The sequence below is a fragment of the Exiguobacterium sp. AB2 genome (genome assembly GCF_000696055.1).
Classification (GTDB): Bacteria; Bacillota; Bacilli; order Exiguobacteriales; family Exiguobacteriaceae; genus Exiguobacterium; species Exiguobacterium alkaliphilum.
In genome coordinates, this window is the sequence record NZ_JNAA01000108.1 from 169141 (window position 1) to 190965 (window position 21825).

The following is a 21825-nucleotide window of genomic DNA, read 5'->3' on the forward strand; positions in this document are numbered from 1 at the left end:
GGGGGGGCACTGATGCAACGTGCACGTCATTGGACGGTGGCGGCGATTTCAATCGTCTTCTTCCTCATCCTTGGGGCAATCCTTTACTTTACAGTGCGCCCGACCATCATAAGCGTCGAACCACTCGGGATTGCCGAACAGGATATCCGCTCACCGATCACAATCGAGGACCGCGTGGCGACGGAACGGTTGAGGCAAGAAGCGACGAACGCCGTCGGCAGCCAGTTCTCGCTTCGCCGTGAGTTCGCCGATCAACAGATTGCGAAAGTCGAGCAGCTGTTCGCGGCGTTCGAGAACACGGATGACGAGACAGAATTAGCCGACATTAAAAGTCGTCTCAACTCGACTGATGCGAACGGATTTCTTGGGGACGATGAGTTGAACGCGTTGCTCCAGGCGAGTGAAAACACGCGAAGAACGGTCGAAGATGTCACCGTGACGGCGCTTCAGGAAGTTATGGGGAATCGCATCGAGACGAGTTCCGACTCAATCGCCGATGCACGAGACCGCGCCGGGACGCTCATCGATCAATCACCGCTCTCGCTCGAGTTTCGGACGATTGCCAAAAGCTTGAGCGACCAGCTCATCGTGCCGAACTACGTCTTCGACTCAGAAGCGACGCGGCAAAAGGAACAAGAAGCGGTCGATGCTGTCGACCCGGTCATCATTCAAGAGGGTCAACTGCTCGTCAATCAAGGAGAAGTCGTCACGCGCGAAATTTATCGTAAGCTCGAACTGAGTGGTGCCATTGACCCGAACCGATCGTTCGCACCGCTTTTCGGATCATACTTATTGAGCGGCCTGCTGACAGCTGGATTTTTGTTTATGTTGATTCGCTCAAAGATCAATGAGCTATTGCTCCGACCGAAAATCTTGATTACGGTATATGGTCTCTTGTTATTCCAACTTGGACTCTTTTTCGGAGTCGGCTATATCGGCATCGAATTCACAACGTACGCCTATGTGCTCGCGCCGACGGCCTTCGTCGTATTACTGCTCCGGATTTTGGTCGATGAACGCGTCGCCCTCGCATCGGCGTTGATCACGATGATTGCCGGGGCGATTGTCGTCAGTTATGGACAGAATACGAGCTTCATGACGCTCGTTTATTTCGCGACGGGAAGCTTCCTCGCGGTGTTCTTGGTCGAACCGAAGATTCAGCGGAAGCGACTGTTCTTGTCCGGCATCTTGCTCGGGATCATCAATATCATCATGGTGCTCGCCTTGTTGTTCTTACGAAACACGCAAGTGACATGGGAGATGGCGGCTTACTTGTCCGGCTTCGCCGTCGTCGGAGCGCTCTTGTCCATCGTTCTCACGTTCGGCTTCTTGCCGTTCCTCGAACCGTGGTTCGGCGTCTTGTCATCCGGACGCCTCGTCGAACTGATGAGCCCGACTCACCCGCTCTTGCGGAAGTTGTTGATGGAGGCGCCAGGCACGTATCATCACAGCATGATGGTCGCCAATTTGGCCGAGTCGGCGTGTGAGGCGATCGGGGCCGACGGATTGCTCGCCCGCGTGGCGAGTTATTACCACGACCTCGGAAAGACCGAACGACCGCTCCATTTCATCGAGAATCAACAGAACGGCGTCAATCCGCATGACCGACTCACTCCTGAAGAGTCGGCCGATATCATCATGGCCCATCCGTATGACGGGGCCGATCTTCTGCGGCGCTACAAGTTGCCACAAGAGATTATCGACATCGCCGAACAACATCACGGTACCTCGCTGTTGAAGTTCTTTTACGTGAAGGCGAAAGAGACGCGTGACGTATCCGAATCGCGCTTCCGTTATCCGGGTCCGAAACCGCAGACGCGTGAGGCGGCCGTCGTCATGATCGTCGATTCAATCGAGGCCGCGGTCCGGTCTCAAAAACAACCGACGCCCGACCGCATCCGTCAGCTCGTTAATGGCATCATTCGCGATAAGCTGCAAGACGGTCAGTTTGAAGATTGTGATTTGACGACGAAAGAAGTATGGCGTGTCGGCGAGAGTGCCTGTGAGACGTTGACTGGCCTCTTCCATGAACGCATCGAATATCCAGAACTAAAGAAAGAAGGCGACATGCATGCAAATCATCTCGAACGATGAACATGGATTACTGACGAGCGCACAACGTGAACTCGTCGAAGCGATTTTAGTCCACGCCGCAACAGAAGAAGACGTCGAGGAACCGAGTGAACTCTCGGTCACGTTCTTGACGAACGAGTTGATTCAAGAAATCAATCGGGATTGGCGCGGCAAAGATGCCCCGACGGATGTGATCAGTTTCGCGTTCGATGAGATGGGGGAAGAAGAGATGGATTTCATGCTCGACGAAGACGAGCCGCGCCTCCTCGGCGACCTCGTCATCTCGGTCGAGCGTTGTCGGGAACAAGCGGCGGACTACGGCCACTCATTCGAACGAGAACTCGGTTTCTTGGCAATCCACGGCTTCTTACATCTCCTCGGGTACGACCATATGACGCCGGAAGACGAGGCGGAAATGACGGCTCGGCAAGAAGAAGTGCTCGCCCATTTTGAGTTGAAGCGAGGCGAGGTGTGAGACCGTTTTGGTTCGCCGTGCAAGGGATTGTGCACGCGGCGCGGACCGAGCGGAATATGCGGATTCACCTCATCGCGAGCCTCCTCGTCGTTGTGTTCGCGATATGGCTCGACACGACGACGATGGAGAACTTGTTGTTATTTGGTTGGATCATTCTCGTCATTTCGTTAGAATTACTCAATACGGCCGTCGAACGAACGGTCGATCTTGTGACGCGCGACGTGAGGCCACTCGCCAAACAAGCGAAAGATGTGGCCGCTGGTGCCGTGCTCGTCGCCTCAGTCGGTGCGGCCGTAACGGCCCTCGTCATCTATTTACCGTATCTTCTCGCGCTCGTGTGAACGGGCGCGTCCTTATTCAAGACAATATGAAAGCAGGTGCACTATGTATCAAGAAGATTTTAAATCAGGATTCGTCTCGATTATCGGTCGCCCGAACGTCGGGAAATCTACATTTTTAAACCGCGTGATTGGCCAAAAGATTGCCATCATGTCGGATAAGCCACAGACGACGCGCAACAAAGTCCAAGGGGTGTACACGACCGACGACGCTCAAATCATTTTCATCGACACGCCAGGGATTCATAAACCGAAACACCGCCTCGGTGATTTCATGATGAAAGTCGCGACGAACGCCTTGCGTGAAGTCGATGCGATTCTTTTCATGGTCAACGTGACGGAACCGCGTGGCGCGGGCGATGATTTCATTATCGAAAAGTTGAAAGGGCTCGACACGCCGATCATCCTCGTCATGAACAAAATCGATATGATTCATCCGGATGAGATTCCAGCCGTGATTGAACAATATAAAAACCAGCTCGATTTTGCGGCATATGTCCCAATCTCGGCACTTCAAGGGAACAACGTCGAACCACTTCTTAAAGAGATTAAAAAGTTACTTCCGGAAGGCCCGATGTATTACCCGGCCGACCAAGTGACCGATCACCCGGAACGGTTCATCATCTCTGAACTGATTCGTGAGAAAGTGCTCCATAAGACGCGTGACGAAGTGCCGCACTCGATTGCCGTCGCCATCGAGTCGATTAAAAAACGCGAGAACTCGGAGATGGTCGATGTCGAGGCGGTGATCATGGTCGAGCGCGATTCGCAAAAAGGAATCGTCATCGGCAAAAAAGGTGCGATGCTCCGTGAAATCGGGACCGAAGCCCGTCAGGATATCGAGATGCTCCTCGGGACGAAAGTGTATTTGAACCTTTGGGTGAAAGTACAGAAGGACTGGCGCAACAAGATGGGCCAACTGCGCGACCTCGGTTTCCGCGACGACGAGTATTAAGCGATGTTACAAAAAGTCACGGGAATCGTCATCCGCACGGTCAATTACGGTGAGTCGAACAAAGTCGTGACGTTGTTCACCGAAGAGCTCGGTAAGGTCGCCGTCATGGCACGGGGGGCGAAGAAGCCAGGCAGTCGTCTTCATTCGTCGAGTCAACCGTTCGTCGAAGCCGTCTATATCTTTCCGGCGAGTCGTGGCCTTGGCCAATTGAAATCGTCGGATGTAATCACGTCGTACCCAGAAATTCGAAAAGACGTCGAGCGGATGGCGTATGCGATGTATTGGCTCGAACTCGTCGACCGGACCGTCGAGGACCGCGTGCCGAACCGTCCGCTCTACCGCATCTTGAACGAGGCGCTTCAGGCGCTCAATGCCGGGATGGACGCGGAGGTGATCACGCACCACTTTGAGCTGCGTATTCTTCACTTGCTCGGTGTCGCCCCGGTATTGACCGGATGCATCCGCTGTAACGACGTGACCGACCCGATGTACTTTTCGGTGACGGCGGGTGGCTTCCTGTGCGCACGTCATAACGAGGAAGGCTCGATTCGTTTGAGCGAACGGTTGGCGAAACTGCTGTATTGGATGAGCCGTCATGAGCTTTCCGAGTTCAGCAACGTCCCGCTCACGAAAGAGACGCGGCTACTTCTCAGGCAACTGTTCGACGCCTATATGGATTCATACAGCGGACTCCGTCTCAAGACGAAGCGCGTGCTCGATCAAATGCAACGACTTCATTTGAACGATGATTGACTTTTTCGACAAGATTCGATACCATAATCTACGATTAGACAAATGAATGTAGCGTGCGCAATGAAGGAAATGAGTAGCTTTTTAACGATGGGGACAGCGAGTTCGGGCAGGTGGGAGCCGAGCGCCATGTGAAAAGTGAATGGCGGTTCTGGAGCGCCCACAATCCAAAGAGTGGCCTCGTTTCGAGGCAAGTAGGGTGGAACCGCGGGTAATCCCGTCCCTATGTGCATGGCACATAGGGGCGTTTTTTGTCGTTTCAATACTTTTGGAGGTGTCACAACATGAAACATAAGACAGTACAAGAAATCATTTTGACGTTGCAAAACTTCTGGGCGTCAAAAGGTTGCCTGACGATGCAGGCATATGACGTGGAAAAAGGAGCCGGGACGATGAACCCGATGACGTTCCTCCGGAGTCTCGGACCGGAGCCGTGGAACGTCTGCTATACGGAGCCGTCGCGCCGCCCGGCAGATGGCCGATACGGAGAGAACCCGAACCGTCTCTATCAACACCATCAGTTCCAAGTCATCATGAAGCCGTCACCGGACAACATTCAAGAACTGTACTTGGAGAGCCTCGAGCTCATCGGGATCAACCCGCTCGAGCACGATATCCGTTTCGTCGAAGATAACTGGGAGAACCCGACGTTCGGTGCGGCCGGACTCGGTTGGGAAGTGTGGCTCAACGGGATGGAAATCACGCAGTTCACGTACTTCCAACAAGTCGGAGGCATCGAGTGTGATCCGATCGCTGTCGAAATCACGTATGGTCTCGAGCGTCTCGCCTCGTACATCCAGGAAGTCGAGAGCGTGTTCGACCTCGTCTGGACAGATGGATTCAAGTACGGGGACATCTTCTACCAGCCGGAGTTCGAGCATTCGAAATATACGTTCGAGCTTTCAGATGTCGACATGCTGTTCACGTTGTTCGACACGTATGAAAAAGAAGCGAAACGCGCCCTTGACGAGAACCTCGTCTTCCCGGCTTACGACTACATCCTCAAATGTTCGCACACGTTCAACTTACTCGATGCGAAAGGCGCCATCTCGGTGACCGAACGTACCGGATTCATTCAACGTGTACGCAACATGTCGCGCGCGTGCGCGGCGAAGTTTATCGAAGAACGGGAACGTCTCGGTTTCCCGCTTCTTAATCAAGAGAAAGCAGGTGCCCTTGATGCGTGACCTTTTATTAGAAATCGGACTTGAAGAATTGCCAGCCCAATACGTCCTCCGCTCGGAGCAACAGCTAGCGGAGCGCGTCACCACGTTCTTGAACGACGCCCGCGTCAACTTTGGGACGGTCGACGTCTATTCGACGCCACGCCGTCTCGCCGTCCTCGTCAAAGACGTCGAAGAGACACAACAAGATTTGACGGAGACGTTACGTGGACCAGCGAAGAAGATCGCCCAAGATGCTGAAGGGAACTGGTCGAAAGCCGCGGCCGGATTCGCGCGCGGTCGAGGCCTCTCGGTCGAGGACCTCTATTTCGCGGAAGAGAAAGGCGTCGAGTACGTCTTTGCGGACCGTCACGAGGCGGGCCAAGCGACGATGTCGCTCCTGTCTGGCCTTGAACACGTCGTGCGCGGCATGACGTTCCCAAAAAACATGAAATGGGGGACGAGCAGTCTCCGTTATATGCGCCCGATTCGTTGGATGATCGCCTTGTTCGGAACAGAGCGCATCGATTTCGAGATTGAAGGGGTCAAAACAGGCAATATGACGCGCGGTCACCGCTTCTTAAGCACGGGTGACGTCACGATCGCTTCGCCCGACGCGTACGTGTCGACGCTCGAACAAGCGTACGTCATCGCTTCATATGAGGCGCGTAAAGACCAAATCACGGCTCAAATCGAGGCGCTCGCCTCTGAACAAGGCTGGACGGTACCGCTCGACGCATCATTGCTTGAAGAAGTGACGAACCTCGTCGAGTGGCCGACAGCGCTATTCGGTGAGTATGATGCGAGTTATCTTGAACTCCCAGAAGAAGTATTGATCACGACGATGAAAGAACATCAACGTTACTTCCCGGTCTACGTCGGGGACACGCTCAAGCAGTATTTCGTCACTGTACGGAACGGGAACGCCGAGCACCTCGAGAACGTCGCCCGCGGAAACGAGAAAGTCATCCGTGCTCGTCTCGCCGATGCCGTCTTCTTCTACGAGGAAGACAAGAAGACGAAGCTTGACGATCAACTGCCGCGTCTCGACCGGATCGTGTTCCATGAGAAACTCGGCACGACCGGTGACAAAGTTCGTCGCGTGGAACGGCTAGCCGAGACGCTCGCGCCGCTCTTTAAAGCGGACGAAACGAAAGTCGCGCGTGCGGCACACATCCATAAGTTCGACCTCGTCAGTCAAATGGTGTACGAGTTCACGGAACTGCAAGGCATCATGGGCGAGAAGTATGCCCTCATGCAAGGCGAAGACCGCGAAGTCGCTGCGGCCATCCGTGAACATTACATGCCACGGTTTGCCGGCGATGCGTCACCAACGACTGCGACCGGGGCAACGCTCGCGCTCGCAGACAAGCTCGATTCGATTGCCGCCTTCTTTGGAATCGGCATGATCCCGAGCGGTTCACAAGACCCGTTCGCTCTTCGCCGACAAGCGCAAGGTGTCGTTCAAATCCTTGGGGATTGGGACGTCGACATGACGATTGATGAGATTTTGTCACAAGTTGTCGATTCTCAGCTAGAAGCAGGACTTTACGATGCCGATAAAGAACAAGTCAAAGCGCAATTGAAAGACTTCTTCATGCTTCGCTTGAAGTATCGTCTGCAAGAGCGCCAAGTCCGTTACGATGTCATCGATGCGATTCTTACGACAGGACTTTCGGTCACACGTCTCGATGCCCGTGCCGAAGCGGTGCAACAGTTCGTGTCGCGTGACGAGGCGAAACCGTTGATTGAACAATTGACACGGGTCGGCAACATCGCGAAGAAAGGTGAACACGGACCGATTGACGTCTCCTTGTTCGAGAACGACGAAGAACGTATGCTCCATGACGCTGCCGAGACGACGGTGCATCAGTTGAATGATGCGGTCGAGGCAGGGGACTACGAACGCGCGCTCACGGCACTTCGCATCTTGGAGCAACCGATTAGCGCTTACTTTGAAAATACGATGGTCATGAGTGATGTGGAGGCAGTCCGTCTGAACCGTCTTCACGAGATGAAACGTCTGGCGTCGGCAATCGAGCGCGTCGCCGACTTCAATGCACTCGTGCTTTGACCAAAATAGAGGGGGTTGGCCATGCAACTGAATGAACGCCAACAGAAGATTGTCGAAATCGTGAAAGGGAACGGACCGATTACGGGTGAACAGATTGCACAAGAACTATCGCTCACCCGGGCGACGCTCCGTCCCGACCTTGCGATTTTGACGATGACGGGCATATTAGAGGCGAGACCGCGCGTCGGGTACACGTTCGTCGGCAAACGCAACTCATCGATGCTGCGTGAGAAGCTCGATTCGTTGACCGTCGGCGACTTTATGTCGTCAGCAAAAGTCGTCAGTGACGAGATGACCGTATACGATGCGGTCGTGACCCTATTTTTAGAAGACGTCGGTTCTTTGTTCGTCGTCGGAAAAGATAGTGAACTCGTCGGCGTCTTGTCCCGGAAAGACTTGCTCCGGGCCGCGATTGGGAATCAAGACCTAGACCAATTGCCTGTCAATGTCATCATGACACGGATGCCGAACATTACCGTCTGCGAGAAAAGTGAGACGTTGATTCGGGCCGGGATGAAGTTGATTGAAAAACAAATCGACGCGATGCCGGTCGTCGAAGAAAAAGACGGCAAACTGATCGTGCTCGGACGGATGACGAAGACGAATATGACAAAAGTGTTGATCGCACTCGCCAACGATGAGTCGTTCTGAGGAGGAAGCTGATTTGACAAAGAAACAACTCGTGTTTGTCGTAAGTGACTCGGTCGGTGAGACGTGTGAACTCGTCGTTCGGGCTGCGAGCATCCAGTTCCATGAAAATGCGATTGAGACGCTTCGTATCCCGTTCGTCGAGGATGAACAGACGATTCATGACGTCGTCACGCAAGCCCGGGCGCAAACGGCGGTCATCGCGTTCACGCTCGTCAACGAAGAACATCGCGCCTTGCTCGTCTCACTCGGGGAGCGGTACGGCGTGAAGACGGTCGACTTGCTCGGTGACTTGCTCGACGTCTTATCGGGTGAACTTCAAGAGAGCCCTCGTGAAAAGCCAGGACTCATCTATCGCCTTGACGACGATTATTTCCGTAAAATCGAGGCGATGGAGTTCGCGGTGAAGTATGATGACGGTCGGGACCCGCGTGGACTGAAGAAAGCCGACATCGTGCTCGTCGGGGTCTCGCGGACATCGAAAACGCCGCTGTCCCAGTACTTGGCTTTGAAACGGTTTAAAGTGGCGAACGTCCCGCTCGTCCCGGAATCGCGGCCGCCAGAAGAATTGTTCGATTTGCCGCCGGAACGCTGCGTCGGGCTGATCATTTCGCCGGACAAGCTGATCTCGATTCGAATGGAACGCTTGAAATCACTCGGTTTGAAGCCGGAGGCGGACTATGCGCAACTCGAGCGCATCAATCGTGAGCTCGAGTACGCGAGAGGGATTTATGAACGGATCGGTTGTGAGGTGATCGACGTGACGAATAAGGCCGTCGAAGAGACGGCCGGTATCATTTTGCGTCATCTCGGTCATTCGTGACGCATTACGAGCACTCGTGTTAGTAATCGGAGTTGTGAACGGGTATAATAGAGTACTGACATTACAGTGAAACGGAACGTGAAGCGCGTTCCGTTTCGTTGCGAGTTTGGATGTAGGGAGTGGTGGAGTTGCCACGGATACCGGATGAAGTCATTGCGGAAGTGAAACAGGCAACAGATATCGTCGATTTGATAAGCGAACGGGTCGAATTGAAGAAACAAGGACATCGCCTCGTCGGGCTCTGTCCGTTTCATTCCGAGAATAGTCCCTCTTTTTCGGTGTCCCCGGAAAAAGGGATGTATCATTGTTTCGGTTGCGGTGCAGGCGGTAACGTCTTCACGTTCGTCATGGAGACGGAAGGTCTATCGTTCCCGGAAACGGTTGAACGGTTGGCCACACGGGCCAACATCACCGTCGAAGGTGGTGTTCCCGGAGACGAGGAACTATCGCACGACCAACAGATTCGTAAACAGATGCGTGACGCCCATCGTGTCGTCGCAGAACTGTATCATGAAGTGCTCATGAAGACAGAAGCAGGAGACGTCGGTTTGACTTATTTGACGAATCGCGGGCTCCATGAGGAGACCATCGCCGCATATAAGATTGGCTATGCGCCGGACCAGCGGCGATTTACTGTTGATTCACTTGAACGGCGAGGCTTCGACCTCGAAGTGATGGTCGAGGCCGGCTTGATTTCAAAGTCTAGAGCCGGTGAATATTTTGATCGGTTTGAAGGTCGGGTCGTCTTTCCGATTGCGGATCGAGACGGCACCATCGTCGGCTTCAGCGGCCGATCGATTGACGAACGAAAGCCAAAGTACGTGAACACGTCCGACACCCCGTTGTTCAATAAGAGTGAACTGTTATTCGGCTTTCCCCAAGCGCGTGCGACGATGCGAAAACAGAAGCGTGTCTTCTTAGTCGAAGGCAACGTGGATGTGCTCCAAGTCGCCCAAGCGGGAACGAAAGAAGTGGTCGCGTCGCTCGGAACGGCGTTCTCGTCCGGACACGCCCGTGCGCTAGCGCGTATGGTGGACGAGGTCATCGTCTGTTACGACGGTGACCATGCCGGGCAAGAGGCGACGCTCAAAGTCGTCCGCTTGCTCGAGACGTATCCGCTCGACGTCCAAGTGCTCCTCTTACCGGAAAAAACGGACCCGGACGACTACATTCGAACGAACGGGACCGAACAATGGCAACGGTTCGTCGACTCGGAACGTCTGTCTGTCCTCGATTTCATGAACCGCACACTCCGTCGCGGGAAAAACTTGAATCGAGAAGGAGAACGGATTCGGTTTATTGAATCTATGCTTGAGGAAATCAGTAAAAGTGACAACTCGATTCGGCGCGATTTATACGTGAAAAAATTGGCCGATGAGTTCGAGATTCCCGTTAACACGCTATTGTCACGGATGCCGGCGACGGGGAAAAAAGAGCAAGTGCCGGAGCGCGTGGCAGAACCTGAACCGGTGCGGCGACGTGCCTCGAAGGCGGCTGAGCCACGCTACTTGAAGGCGGAAAAGTTGCTGTTGCGCGCGTTGCTCAGCGGGCCGGATCGCGTGCGTTACGTACGAGACCGACTCGGGTTGGCGTATCAGGACGAGGTTCACCGGATGTTGGCGACAGCGCTTTATGAGGTCGTTTCGGAGGAGATGACGCTCGAGGAGTTCGAACAAGTCGTCCCAGCCTTCATGGAGCGACGTTGCAACGAGCTTCCGGATTACGCGACACGATACGCGGAAGTTCGACTCATGGCTGCGCCTGATGAGCTTAGCGAAGAGGTTTTAGATGAATACATTAAGGTCATAAACAGTTATGAGGAACAGCGTCAAATCGAACGGGCGAAAAGGGATATCGCGCAAGATGCCGAAAGTATTGTAGACCAGGCATCGAAATTGCAAGAGCTCATTAATCGCAGTCGCCGTCTACGCGAACGATGAACGCGAAGGAAGTTTGGAAGGAGTTGAACTGCTAGATGGCAGAGAAGAAAAAAGAGGACTTATTTAACGCCATAGAGGAACTCGAGAAGTTAGGGAAGAAAAAAGGCGTCGTCTCGATGCAGGAGATTCAAGATCGTCTCAGCCACTTTGAAGTGGACTCGGACTTCGTCGACAACTTCATCGAAGACTTAGAAGGCAAAGATATCCGTGTCACAGAAGATGCGGCCGATGCCGAAGAGACACCCGCGAAAAAAGAAGATGACGAAGTCGATTTGAACGACTTGTCGGTCCCGCCCGGCATTAAAATCAATGACCCGGTCCGCATGTACTTGAAAGAGATTGGCCGCGTGGACCTTCTCAGCGCGAAAGATGAGACGGAGCTTGCGAAGCGGATCGAGCAAGGGGATGAAGAAGCGAAGAAGCGGCTTGCTGAAGCCAACCTTCGTCTCGTCGTCTCGATCGCGAAACGTTACGTCGGTCGCGGGATGCTCTTCCTCGATTTGATTCAAGAAGGGAACATGGGTCTGATTAAAGCCGTCGAGAAATTCGACTACATGAAAGGGTTCAAGTTCTCGACGTACGCGACGTGGTGGATTCGTCAAGCAATTACACGCGCCATCGCCGACCAAGCCCGGACGATTCGGATTCCGGTCCATATGGTCGAGACGATCAACAAATTGATTCGCGTTCAACGTCAGTTGTTGCAAGACCTCGGCCGTGAGCCTTCTCCTGAGGAGATTGCCAAGGAGATGGAACTGACGCCGGAGAAAGTTCGTGAAATCTTGAAGATTGCCCAAGAGCCGGTATCGCTTGAGACGCCGATTGGGGAAGAAGACGATTCACATCTCGGCGACTTCATCGAAGACCAAGACGCGATGGCACCTCAAGACGCGGCGGCTTATGAGTTGCTCAAAGAACAGCTCGAAGACGTGCTCGATACGCTCACGGACCGGGAAGAGAACGTCCTTCGTCTTCGTTTCGGACTCGATGATGGTCGGACCCGTACGCTCGAAGAAGTCGGGAAAGTATTCGGCGTCACACGCGAGCGGATTCGTCAAATCGAGGCGAAAGCGTTACGTAAGCTGCGTCACCCGAGTCGTTCGAAACGTTTGAAAGATTTCCTTGATTGATTAGACATTTGAATAAAGTGTGAAGTTTTAGAAGAAAGGGAGGAAAATGAGTGATTTTCCTTCCTTCTTTATTGTTTTTTGAGTAAAATAGTGATGGGTAGAAATTTGGAATGAACATGAGGGGGAAATACAATGCGTAATCCATTGTTGCCATTTGCCGCGATCGCAATCGTTGCCATCATCGCCATGGTCTCATTATCTTATTTTGGCGTGAACCAAGCGCAACAAGCAGCGGAAGGTCCGGCTATGACTGAAATGAATCCGGAAGAGTTGTATGCTGCGAAAGGGTGTACCGGTTGCCACGGTGGTAACTTAGAAGGTGGCGTCGGCCCGGCCCTTACAGGTGTAGGGGAGCGCTTGTCGGCTGAAGAGATTGCCAACATTATCGTAAACGGTCAAGGTTCAATGCCAGGTGGCCTCGCGTCGGCAGAAGAGGCGGAAGTCCTCGCGACGTGGTTGCTCGAGCAATAAGACGGACGTACTCTCACGCATGAGGGTACGTTTTTTTGTTGTCCGCATCACGAAATTTCGTTAACCTAAGATAGAAGTAGTCAAAAAGGAGTTGTCTTCATGCAAGAACAAGTAACGTTAGACCGTCGACTGAAACAAGTCGTCGATTTCATTCCGCACGGTAGCGTGCTCGCCGATATCGGTTCCGACCATGCCTATGTCCCGTGTTATCTCGTTCAAAATGGGATCGTCGACCGTGCGATTGCCGGTGAAGTGAATCGCGGACCGATGGAAGCGGCAGAGGCTCAAGTCGCTTTGATTGGGGCGACGGACAAAATCGACGTCCGACTCGGAGACGGGCTTGCCGTCCTAAATGAGGATGAGGCGACATGTATCTCGATTTGTGGGATGGGTGGCAGTTTGATTCGCTCGATTCTAGAAGCTGGGAAAAATAAGCTCGGAGCGGTCGAGCGACTCGTCTTGCAACCGAACGTTGACGGGGAGCATGTACGGGAATGGTTGCTTGCCTCAGGATATGTATTGATTGATGAGCAAATCGTTGAGGAGAACGATAAAGTGTATGAAATTCTTGTCGGCGAGCGTGGGAGCGAAACCCGGTACAGCCAAAACGAAGACGTACGAAAATGGCAACTGCTTTTCGGTCCTTATCTCTTAGAGCGTCGCCCCGACGCGTTTAAACTCAAATGGCGTCGTGAGGCCGACAAGTTGGACTACGTGCTCGGACAGATGCGTTCTGGCGAACAGACGGAGGCGCTCCTTGAAAAGCAAGGGACGTTTACGCTACTACGTGACAAGATGAGAGAGGTGAGTGGATAATGGCAAACGGCAATCATATCATCCAACTGTTTGAATCGTTCGCCCCGAAGCATTTGGCCGTCGAAGGGGATAAGATTGGTCTTCAAATCGGTTCGCTTGATAAAGAAGTCCGAAAAGTGATGGTCACGCTCGATGTGCTCGAACCGGTCGTCGATGAGGCGATTGAGCACGAGATCGACTTGATTATCGCTCACCATCCGCCAATCTTTAGCCCGCTCGGCCAAGTGAATGACCGAAGCGCCGCCGGCCGGATCGTCATGAAATGTGTGAAGCATGACATCGCCGTGTATGTGGCCCATACGAACCTCGACGTGTGCGCCGGCGGGGTCAACGACTGGATGAGCGACGCGCTCGGCCTAATCGAGACGAGCGTCCTCATTCCAACATATGAAGAGCCCGTGTATAAGCTCGCCGTCTTCGTCCCGAAGAAGCACGAAGCGGTCGTGTCTGAGGCGTTGGCAAGGGCAGGGGCCGGTCACATCGGTGACTATCGTGACTGTCAGTTCAAAGTGGACGGCATCGGCCAGTTCAAACCGCTCGACCACGCGGACCCGTATCTCGGTCAAGTCGGCAAGACGGAAACGGTCGAAGAAGTGAAGATTGAGACCATCATGACAGAAAGTCAAAAGAAACACGTCTTGCGTGCGATGAAACAAGCGCATCCGTACGAAGAAGTGGCACACGATGTGATTCGTGACGAAATCGCTGGGCCGGTCCATGGCCTCGGCCGCATCGGACGCTTGGCGAGTCCGCTCACGCTCGAACAGTTCGCCCTCCACGTCAAATCGAGCTTCGGAGTTGAAGGTGTCCGAGTCGTCGGTGAGCCGGGCCGGATGATTGAAAAGGTCGCCGTCCTCGGCGGGGACGGAAACAAATACGTGTCGGCCGCGCACTTTAAAGGTGCGGACGCCTACGTGACCGGTGACCTTTATTTCCACGTGGCCCACGATGCGATGGCGCTCGGGCTCGCCGTCGTCGACCCAGGGCATCACGTCGAGAGCGTCATGAAACAAGGTGTCGTCGACGTGTTGCGTCAACGGTTCAATCAAGCGAAACTCGACGTTGAGTTGATCGTATCGACGACGAATACGAACCCGTTTCGTTTCCAATAATAAACAATCCCCGGCCTGTTCTAGGCCGGGGATTGTCGTCACTTGCGGAGCGCCTTCACTTTAGGAAGGATGCTTCGTAGTTCAAGGAATGGCGTTTTATCATGCGTGCTCAAGTCAGCAGGATCATATTGCGTCAAGAAGTCGATGACTTTTTTCGTGATCGGTGTCGGTGTCGAGGCACCGGAAGTGACAGCGACCGTCTCGACTCCTTCGAGCCAGGCGAGGTCGAGTTCGCTCAAGTCACCGATTCGATACGCGTTCGTCCCGGCAATCTCTTTTGAGACTTGGGCGAGCCGATTCGAGTTGTTCGATTTCGGATCACCGACGACGATTAACAAATCGCAGTCCCCGGCCTGTTCGGCGACGGCTTCTTGACGAACTTGCGTCGCGTTGCAAATTTCGTTATGCACTTCGACGTGCGGGTAACGTTCTTGGATTTGTTCAATCAACGCCGAGACGTCCCATTGGCTCATCGTCGTCTGGTTCGTGACGAGAATGTTCGACTCGAACAAGCGGGCCGGCAACGCCTCGAGGTCATGCTCGTACTGGACGAGGTGGACTTTATCCGGGGCGACACCCATCGCGCCTTCCGGTTCCGGGTGACCGTGTTTCCCGATATAGATGACTTCATAGCCGACAGCCGTCTTCTCGCGAATCAAATCGTGTGTGACGAGCACGTCCGGACAAGACGCGTCGACAATCGTCAACCCTTTTTCGATGGCCCGCTTGCGTACGAGCGGTGAGATTCCGTGGGCGGTGAAGACGACCGTTCCTTCATCAATCGTCTCGAGTGCTTGCATGCGGTCGTCACCATCGACTGTTTTGACGCCGAGGTCTTCGAACGCTTGTGTGACGTGGCGGTTGTGAACGATCATACCGAGTATATGGATTGGCCGTGGTAAATCTGGGTTGGCCACAGCCTCGTTGGCGAGTTTCATGGCGTCGACGACACCGTAACAGTATCCGCGCGGGCTGATCTTTTTAATTTTCATTATGCGATGAACGCTCCTTTCGCGATGCTTTCATACGTCTTAGTCTAACATTGTTTCGAAAATACGAAAAGAATTGCGTGTATTCATGCTATAATTTGAAGGTTAGAAAGGAGGGACACCGTGGAACGTTTGAAATCATTGTTAGAAGTACGTAAGTCATACTTCTTTCAAATCACGTTTATCATCTTCATCATCTTAGGGCTCGTCATCTCCTCTTTAGCGTTTTCGGCCGATCGCGTGACGGTGTCCCGTGCCGAAGAGCTGGCGAAAAATCAGTTCGATTATGCGATTGACGGCAGTATCGAAAATATGGAGACGCGGCTCGGGAAACTATACGAGGACCTCGTCTACCTTGGTGCGTATCTCGGCAACGAGCCGTGGATCGAGGAACGGATTCGCACCGGCTATTTGAATCAGCGAACGGGCTTCACCTCGATCTTCTATTATGACTTGCGAGAAGACGCGTTCACGTGGTACTCACAACGCCAAGTGCCGGCGATGACCCTGAAGTCAGACCCGAATTTCACGAACGTCATCACGTCAGGCGGTAACGAAATTTATATGAGTGACCCGATTTCCATCTCTGGAGATGTCGGGACGTATTTGTATGTCCCGGTTTTGGAAGACAATCGCCCGGTCGGTCTGTTCGGGGGCAGCATCAGCGTCCTCAACTCGGACTTGTATCGGCGTGTCCTGGAGTCGGCGAATGACAATATGATTTTGTATTTATTGAACGAGCGCGGGGAAGTCTTGTCGACATCGTTCAACCTCGTCACCGATGCCGAGCGGCGCTTGTCGCGGTCGGTCATCGAATCGGCGAAAGACAAGGACGTACGCTCCATCATGAGCACGGACACGGACGTCTATATGTATGAACCGGACGCCCGGGTCAACGGTTGGAGCGTGCTCGCCAAACATAGCACCGATTCCGTCTATGAAGCGGTCTATGCGACGCGTTGGCAATATTTATTGATCACGCTCGTCACGTTCTTTTTAAGTATCCTCGTCGGATTGCTTCTATCTAAGACATTGACGAGCCCGCTCACAGAGCTCGTGCAGAACATTAAACGGCAACAGTCCCTCGAGCCGATTCAACTCGAACGGACCGGTTCCAAAGAAGTCCAGACGCTACTCGACACGTATAACGATTATTCGAGACGGATGGAAACGTCCCGGCGCGAGCAGTTGAGTCAGCAACAACTGTTGCTCCAACAAGAGAAGCTCGCCTCGCTCGGCCAGCTCGCCGCCGGGATTGCCCACGAGATTCGAAACCCGCTCACGCCTGTCCAAATCACGCTTCAAATGGTGAAAGAAGGGCACAGCAGTCAAGAGATGCTCGACTTGGCCTTATCGGAGCTCAACCGGGCCAATCACTTGATTACGACGATGCTCACGCTCGCGAAGCCGGACCAGTCAAAACGAGATGAAGAGTGGATTGACATGGCTGAATTTGCAGCGCGACTCGAGTTATTACTCGATGCCGAGTGTTATAAACGGGTGACGAAATGGGAACTGATCGTCCCGAACGAGATGCCACCGTTTTATTGCTCGAACGATATGCTCGTTCAAATCATCTACAACTTGTTCAAAAACGCGGTCGAGGCCGTCGATTCAAAAGGTGCGGACGGTAGCGTCACCGTGACGATTCTTTTCACGGAACGTGACTATCGCTTTTTGATTGAGGATAACGGCGTGGGTATGACGAAAGCACAAGTCCAGGCCGTCGGTTCGGCGTTTTATACGACGAAAGATAACGGGAACGGGCTCGGCTTGTATATGATTCGGGAATACTTGAAAGCCGTGAATGGACGAATGGAAATTGAAAGTGTCGAAGGAGAAGGTACGGCCATGATGATTAAAATCCCAAGGCGGTCCGACGTATGAAGGGATTCCGACACTATTGGCTATGGCTCCCGGTCGTATGGGCGATGACGATTTTACTCATCACATCGATTCAACTACCGGAACAAAAAACGAAAGATAATGAAGTCGGTTTCGTCTTTGTGAGCGACAAGCACGAACATGCGAACAAGTTGCTCGCCGCTTTCGTCAGGACGGCCAATCAAAAAGGGTTCATTCCCGTCCCGACGACGAGTGAAGATTCCCGTGTGCTAGAAAAAGAGAAACTCGACTCTTTGATTGATCGAGGCGTCGAGGCCATCTTTGTGACGACGCTCGATGAGACGTTCATCCGACCCTCTTTGGAGCGAGCGGAACGCGAAGGAATCCCGATTATCGCCATCGACCGGATGATTGACCATGATAGCGTACTCACATCGGTCGTCTCGGACAACGTTGAAATCGGTCGGATGGCGGCGAACCATATCGTCGCGAAACATGCTGACCTGAATCGTCCGATTCGGGTCGTTGAGGTGAGGGGGACGGCCAAGGTGCGCTCGACGATTGACCGAAGCCTCGGTTTGACGGAGTACGACCGGGCTCATGACGAGCTCGAAGTCGTTGCCTCGCTCACGGGCAACTTCGACACGTTCCAAGCCGAGATTGAAATGTCACGCTGGTTAAAAGAAGACATCCCGTTCGATGCCGTCTTCTCGCACAATGATGACAATACGTTCGGCGTCGTCCGTGCCCTTGAGAGCAGAGGGTTGCTCGAGAAGACGATCGTCTCGGTCGACGGTGTGACAGAGATTTATCCGCTTATCCATAGCGGCAAGGTGGATGCGACCGTCGTCCAGTCCCCGAACGAGATGATTGAAGTCGGATTCAAAGCACTCGAACAGCATTTGAGCGGGAAAAAGATTTCCCGGCATTACTACTCATCGAGCTATTTATATGAAGGTCTCATAAAAGATTAATTGACAAATGATTAGATTCCGCTATGCTAGGAAAAGTGGAAAGAAACAGGAGGTGTATCGATTGAACAGCTTCCAACAGTTCAAATTGTTACCGTTTATCGTCGATGCCTTGACAGAAAAGCGCATCACCAAACCGACCGACATCCAAGCCCGGATCATTCCGGCTGCTATGAACGGTCGCGACATCATCGGAAAATCACAGACCGGTACAGGGAAGACGCTCGCGTTTCTCTTGCCGATTTTAGAAGCCATCAACCCGGAAGAGCAGTCGGTCCAAGCGATCGTCGTCGCGCCGACGCGTGAACTTGCATGGCAAATTCATGAGGAGTTGAAATCGCTCCTCGTCAAACAACCGGAATTTATCAAAACAAGTTTGATTGTCGGTGGGACCGACCGTGAACGTCAAATCGATCGCATGAAAAACCCACCACAACTCATCATCGGGACACCAGGTCGTATCCTCGACTTGATGAAAGTCCAGGCGCTCTTCCCGCACAAAGTCACACACTTTGTCGTCGATGAGGCCGATCAAATGCTCGACATGGGCTTCTTGCCTGAGGTCGACCGCATCGCGCAGGCGTTGCCGGAAAAACTTCAGACGATGGTCTTCTCGGCCACGATTCCAGAGAAGCTCGAGCCGTTCTTGAAGAAATATTTGCATGACCCGCGTTATGCGGAAGCGAGTGCGGAGCACCGTGTCGTGCCGAAAATCAAGCACCACACGATTCCAGTGCGTCACCGTGACCGTAAAGAATTGACGGTCGAAGTCGCCAAAGCGATCAATCCGTTCGTCTGTCTCGTGTTCACGAACACGAAACAAGAAGCGGACGAGCTCGAGACGACGTTCCGCGAGGCGGGACTCAACGTCGGGACGCTCCACGGAGACATGCAAGCCCGTCGCCGGAAGCAAGCGATTAAAGATATTAACGACGCGAAGTATCAATACGTCATCGCGACCGACTTGGCTGCGCGTGGTATCGATATTAAAGGTGTGTCGCACGTCATCAACTTCGGGATCCCGAAAGATCTCGACTTCTACACGCACCGTGTCGGCCGGACGGGCCGTGCCGGGGCGACGGGTGAGGCGTACACGCTGTACGAAGACCACGAGAACGGTCCAATCAACCGTCTTGAAGAGCGTGGATTCACCTTCACGCACGTCGACGTGCGCAACGGGTCACTCCAACCGATCAAGACGCGCAAACGTCGTACGACCGACCGGAAGATGAAAGTTTCGCAGACGGCCCACAGCCGCATGGCCGGGGAAATTAAAAAGGCGAAGAAGAAAGTCAAACCGGGCTACAAGAAAAAGTTCAAGTACAAGTTGAAAGAGACGGCCTCACGCGAGCATATGCAGAGTCAACGCAAAGAGCGTCGTGAAATCCGTAAGAAAAACAAACGTTAACCCGTTAGCAGAATCGACTTCTTGGAGTCGGTTCTGCTTTTTGTGTACACTGAAGAGAGAAGATAGGAAGGGAAGATGATGACATTGAAAATTGGTTCACACGTTTCGGTTTCAGGAAAGAAGATGCTTCTTGCAGGGAGTGAGGAGGCGGTCTCTTACGGGGCGACGACGATGATGGTCTACACCGGCGCGCCTCAGAATACACGTCGGAAGCCGATTGAAGATTTGAATATTGAAGCGGCACTCGCCCACATGGCCGCGCATAACATCGAGGAGATTGTCGTCCATGCACCGTACATTATCAACTTGGGCAATACGACGAAACCGGAGACGTTCGAACTCGCCGTGTCGTTTCTTGCCGCCGAGATTAAGCGGGCGGAGGCGCTCCAAGTCGCACGCCACGTCGTCCTTCACCCGGGTGCTCACGTCGGGGCAGGGGAAGACATCGGGCTCGCTCGCATCATCGAAGGGTTAAACGAGGTGCTCACGGGTGATGAGACCGTCAAAATCGCGCTTGAGACGATGGCCGGAAAAGGGAGCGAACTCGGGAAAACGTTCGAAGAGCTCGCGACAATCATTGACGGCGTGACACATAACGACCGTCTCTCGGTCTGTCTCGATACGTGCCACGTCCATGATGCCGGATACGACTTAGTAAACGACCTCGATGGCGTCATCGATCAATTCGATCGGATTGTCGGTCTCGAGCGTCTCGGCGTCATTCATGTGAATGATTCGAAGAACGTGCGCGGGGCGAAGAAAGACCGACACGAAAACATCGGCTACGGGGAGATCGGCTTTGATACGTTGAACCGCATCATCCATCATGAAGCGTTCGCGCACCTTCCGAAAATTTTGGAGACGCCTTATATCCCGATTAATGACAAGACGAAAGTCGCACCATACAAGCAAGAGATTGCGATGTTCCGCGCATCTGAATTCGATGCGGAGTGGCGGGAGCGGTTCACGCTCGCGCATCAATAACCGATGAATCGGCTTCGAATCGACCCAGGCGCGTTTGACGCCTGGTCCGCGCTGCCGGTCTATTTTCAAGAGCAGAGTCCATTCTATGTCGAAGGCGATGTCGCGACCCCGACCGCGTTTATCGAACTCATCGGTCACGGCATCGTTGCCGAGGCGGAGGTGCTGCTCGTCGAGACGACGCAGCGGCCCGACGACCGCTATTGGCTTGAACCGTCCGTTGCGACTGGGGTGTACAGCCTTGTCGACTTGCTCGCCCTCGATTTTCATCATCCATTACTTCGGCTCGGCACGTATGACGAGGCGACGGATTATGACACGTTGAAGCGCCTTTGGGACGAGGGGTATCGTGTCCCGTCGAGACGGTGGAGCCGTTCTGCATATGAGGCACATCTCGCACGCGAACGACAATTTGAGCATCGGGTGTCACCGACGACCGTATGCGCCTATTGTGCCTTGGATTTATCAGACTTTTACGGGCCGCTCGCCAATCGATTGATGGAATACCACATCGATGCCGACGAGGAGATGTGGGTCTGCCCGACATGCCATAAAGCGTTACACTACAAATGAAAAGGAACGATGTCCACACGGACATCGTTCCTTTTTGTTAAAATGGCCAGTTGGCGACCGCGAACTGATAAACTTTCATGCCGAGAAACACGCCGAAGATCCCGATGACCCCTGGGAGAACCGGTGGGGCCGGGAGCGGTAATTTCAAGGCCGTGAAAATCATGCCACAAATAAGGCCGGCGAGTAACGATAATAGGATTTCTTGCATCGTGATTCCTCCGTATAATGAAATGAAAACGTTTTATTGATATTAACCGAGTTCATTATACACCGTTCTTTTCGCTTTGAGA

Annotated in this window: 21 protein-coding genes; 19 read left to right on the forward strand and 2 right to left on the reverse strand. The window is 53.3% G+C overall.

Annotated elements, in window-relative coordinates; genetic code table 11:
- Positions 1–12 precede the first annotated feature (12 nt).
- From DI14_RS13520 to DI14_RS13585, 14 genes are all read left to right on the forward strand, one after another.
- Entirely contained in the window at positions 13–2094 is a 2082-nt protein-coding gene (locus DI14_RS13520) for an HD family phosphohydrolase (protein ID WP_235193475.1), read from the forward strand.
- Positions 2072–2548, forward strand: a complete 477-nt coding sequence (gene ybeY, locus DI14_RS13525; protein ID WP_034809436.1) for an rRNA maturation RNase YbeY — start codon at positions 2072–2074, stop codon at positions 2546–2548. Before DI14_RS13520 ends, ybeY begins: the two co-directional genes overlap by 23 nt.
- Positions 2545–2889, forward strand: coding sequence for a diacylglycerol kinase family protein (locus DI14_RS13530; RefSeq protein ID WP_034809437.1), 345 nt, complete (start codon positions 2545–2547; stop codon positions 2887–2889). The genes ybeY and DI14_RS13530 overlap by 4 nt, the downstream gene beginning before the upstream one ends.
- A 43-nt stretch (positions 2890–2932) precedes the next feature.
- Positions 2933–3841 (forward strand): GTPase Era, encoded by a 909-nt coding sequence (era, locus tag DI14_RS13535; protein WP_034809438.1) that lies wholly within the window; start codon positions 2933–2935, stop codon positions 3839–3841.
- A gap of 3 nt (positions 3842–3844) precedes the next feature.
- Complete coding sequence (recO, locus tag DI14_RS13540) at positions 3845–4594, forward strand: DNA repair protein RecO (protein ID WP_034809439.1); 750 nt, start codon at positions 3845–3847, stop codon at positions 4592–4594.
- A gap of 281 nt (positions 4595–4875) precedes the next feature.
- Positions 4876–5778 carry a glycine--tRNA ligase subunit alpha gene (gene glyQ / locus DI14_RS13545; RefSeq protein WP_034809440.1) on the forward strand — a complete coding sequence of 301 codons (903 nt, stop codon included), beginning with the start codon at positions 4876–4878 and terminating at the stop codon, positions 5776–5778.
- Complete coding sequence (glyS, locus tag DI14_RS13550; RefSeq protein WP_034809441.1) at positions 5771–7828, forward strand: glycine--tRNA ligase subunit beta; 2058 nt, start codon at positions 5771–5773, stop codon at positions 7826–7828. The genes glyQ and glyS overlap by 8 nt, the downstream gene beginning before the upstream one ends.
- Before the next feature lie 21 nt (positions 7829–7849).
- A complete protein-coding gene (locus DI14_RS13555; RefSeq protein ID WP_034809442.1) occupies positions 7850–8479 on the forward strand; it encodes a helix-turn-helix transcriptional regulator in 630 nt (209 codons plus the stop codon).
- A complete protein-coding gene (locus tag DI14_RS13560; RefSeq protein WP_051622731.1) occupies positions 8466–9299 on the forward strand; it encodes a pyruvate, water dikinase regulatory protein in 834 nt (277 codons plus the stop codon). The genes DI14_RS13555 and DI14_RS13560 overlap by 14 nt, the downstream gene beginning before the upstream one ends.
- A 122-nt stretch (positions 9300–9421) precedes the next feature.
- Positions 9422–11239: a DNA primase gene (dnaG, locus tag DI14_RS13565; protein ID WP_235193478.1), complete on the forward strand. Its 1818-nt coding sequence runs from the start codon at positions 9422–9424 to the stop codon at positions 11237–11239.
- A 35-nt stretch (positions 11240–11274) separates the two neighbouring features.
- Positions 11275–12369: an RNA polymerase sigma factor RpoD gene (rpoD, locus tag DI14_RS13570; RefSeq protein WP_034809447.1), complete on the forward strand. Its 1095-nt coding sequence runs from the start codon at positions 11275–11277 to the stop codon at positions 12367–12369.
- A gap of 132 nt (positions 12370–12501) precedes the next feature.
- A complete protein-coding gene (cccA, locus tag DI14_RS13575) occupies positions 12502–12840 on the forward strand; it encodes a cytochrome c550 (RefSeq protein ID WP_034809449.1) in 339 nt (112 codons plus the stop codon).
- A gap of 99 nt (positions 12841–12939) precedes the next feature.
- The gene (locus DI14_RS13580) at positions 12940–13656 is read left to right on the forward strand and encodes a class I SAM-dependent methyltransferase (protein WP_034809451.1); all 717 of its coding nucleotides are present in this window, start codon (positions 12940–12942) and stop codon (positions 13654–13656) included.
- Positions 13656–14768 carry a Nif3-like dinuclear metal center hexameric protein gene (locus DI14_RS13585; protein ID WP_034809453.1) on the forward strand — a complete coding sequence of 371 codons (1113 nt, stop codon included), beginning with the start codon at positions 13656–13658 and terminating at the stop codon, positions 14766–14768. Before DI14_RS13580 ends, DI14_RS13585 begins: the two co-directional genes overlap by 1 nt.
- A gap of 38 nt (positions 14769–14806) precedes the next feature.
- On the opposite strand, the gene DI14_RS13590 is transcribed toward DI14_RS13585, so the two are convergent.
- Entirely contained in the window at positions 14807–15760 is a 954-nt protein-coding gene (locus DI14_RS13590; RefSeq protein ID WP_034809456.1) for a 4-hydroxy-3-methylbut-2-enyl diphosphate reductase, read from the reverse strand.
- A 120-nt stretch (positions 15761–15880) separates the two neighbouring features.
- Here DI14_RS13590 and DI14_RS13595 point away from each other — a divergent pair, with 120 nt between their 5' ends.
- The 5 genes from DI14_RS13595 (at position 15881) to DI14_RS13615 (ending at position 21535) form a co-directional block, all read left to right on the forward strand.
- Complete coding sequence (locus DI14_RS13595) at positions 15881–17644, forward strand: sensor histidine kinase (RefSeq protein ID WP_034809459.1); 1764 nt, start codon at positions 15881–15883, stop codon at positions 17642–17644.
- The gene (locus tag DI14_RS13600; protein ID WP_034809462.1) at positions 17641–18576 is read left to right on the forward strand and encodes a sugar ABC transporter substrate-binding protein; all 936 of its coding nucleotides are present in this window, start codon (positions 17641–17643) and stop codon (positions 18574–18576) included. Before DI14_RS13595 ends, DI14_RS13600 begins: the two co-directional genes overlap by 4 nt.
- Positions 18577–18637: 61 nt before the next feature.
- A complete protein-coding gene (locus DI14_RS13605) occupies positions 18638–19981 on the forward strand; it encodes a DEAD/DEAH box helicase (protein ID WP_034809465.1) in 1344 nt (447 codons plus the stop codon).
- 75 nt (positions 19982–20056) lie between these two features.
- A complete protein-coding gene (locus tag DI14_RS13610) occupies positions 20057–20965 on the forward strand; it encodes a deoxyribonuclease IV (protein WP_235193476.1) in 909 nt (302 codons plus the stop codon).
- Positions 20966–20968: 3 nt separating this feature from the next.
- Positions 20969–21535 carry a hypothetical protein gene (locus DI14_RS13615; RefSeq protein WP_034809470.1) on the forward strand — a complete coding sequence of 189 codons (567 nt, stop codon included), beginning with the start codon at positions 20969–20971 and terminating at the stop codon, positions 21533–21535.
- Between the two features lie 37 nt (positions 21536–21572).
- Here DI14_RS13615 and DI14_RS13620 read toward each other — a convergent pair whose 3' ends face one another.
- Complete coding sequence (locus DI14_RS13620; RefSeq protein ID WP_034809473.1) at positions 21573–21743, reverse strand: DUF1427 family protein; 171 nt, start codon at positions 21741–21743, stop codon at positions 21573–21575.
- Positions 21744–21825 lie beyond the last annotated feature (82 nt).

Excerpts from the sequence above, each read along its gene's own strand:
- DI14_RS13520 (WP_235193475.1), top strand. The coding sequence starts at position 13 with ATGCAACGTGCACGTCATTGGACGGTGGCGGCGATTTCAATCGTCTTC.
- ybeY (WP_034809436.1), top strand. The coding sequence starts at position 2,072 with ATGCAAATCATCTCGAACGATGAACATGGATTACTGACGAGCGCACAA.
- era (WP_034809438.1), top strand. The coding sequence starts at position 2,933 with ATGTATCAAGAAGATTTTAAATCAGGATTCGTCTCGATTATCGGTCGC.
- recO (WP_034809439.1), top strand. The coding sequence starts at position 3,845 with ATGTTACAAAAAGTCACGGGAATCGTCATCCGCACGGTCAATTACGGT.
- glyQ (WP_034809440.1), top strand. The coding sequence starts at position 4,876 with ATGAAACATAAGACAGTACAAGAAATCATTTTGACGTTGCAAAACTTC.
- glyS (WP_034809441.1), top strand. The coding sequence starts at position 5,771 with ATGCGTGACCTTTTATTAGAAATCGGACTTGAAGAATTGCCAGCCCAA.
- DI14_RS13555 (WP_034809442.1), top strand. The coding sequence starts at position 7,850 with ATGCAACTGAATGAACGCCAACAGAAGATTGTCGAAATCGTGAAAGGG.
- DI14_RS13560 (WP_051622731.1), top strand. The coding sequence starts at position 8,466 with ATGAGTCGTTCTGAGGAGGAAGCTGATTTGACAAAGAAACAACTCGTG.
- rpoD (WP_034809447.1), top strand. The coding sequence starts at position 11,275 with ATGGCAGAGAAGAAAAAAGAGGACTTATTTAACGCCATAGAGGAACTC.
- cccA (WP_034809449.1), top strand. The coding sequence starts at position 12,502 with ATGCGTAATCCATTGTTGCCATTTGCCGCGATCGCAATCGTTGCCATC.
- DI14_RS13580 (WP_034809451.1), top strand. The coding sequence starts at position 12,940 with ATGCAAGAACAAGTAACGTTAGACCGTCGACTGAAACAAGTCGTCGAT.
- DI14_RS13585 (WP_034809453.1), top strand. The coding sequence starts at position 13,656 with ATGGCAAACGGCAATCATATCATCCAACTGTTTGAATCGTTCGCCCCG.
- DI14_RS13590 (WP_034809456.1), bottom strand. The coding sequence starts at position 15,760 with ATGAAAATTAAAAAGATCAGCCCGCGCGGATACTGTTACGGTGTCGTC.
- DI14_RS13600 (WP_034809462.1), top strand. The coding sequence starts at position 17,641 with ATGAAGGGATTCCGACACTATTGGCTATGGCTCCCGGTCGTATGGGCG.
- DI14_RS13610 (WP_235193476.1), top strand. The coding sequence starts at position 20,057 with ATGATGACATTGAAAATTGGTTCACACGTTTCGGTTTCAGGAAAGAAG.
- DI14_RS13615 (WP_034809470.1), top strand. The coding sequence starts at position 20,969 with ATGAATCGGCTTCGAATCGACCCAGGCGCGTTTGACGCCTGGTCCGCG.
- DI14_RS13620 (WP_034809473.1), bottom strand. The coding sequence starts at position 21,743 with ATGCAAGAAATCCTATTATCGTTACTCGCCGGCCTTATTTGTGGCATG.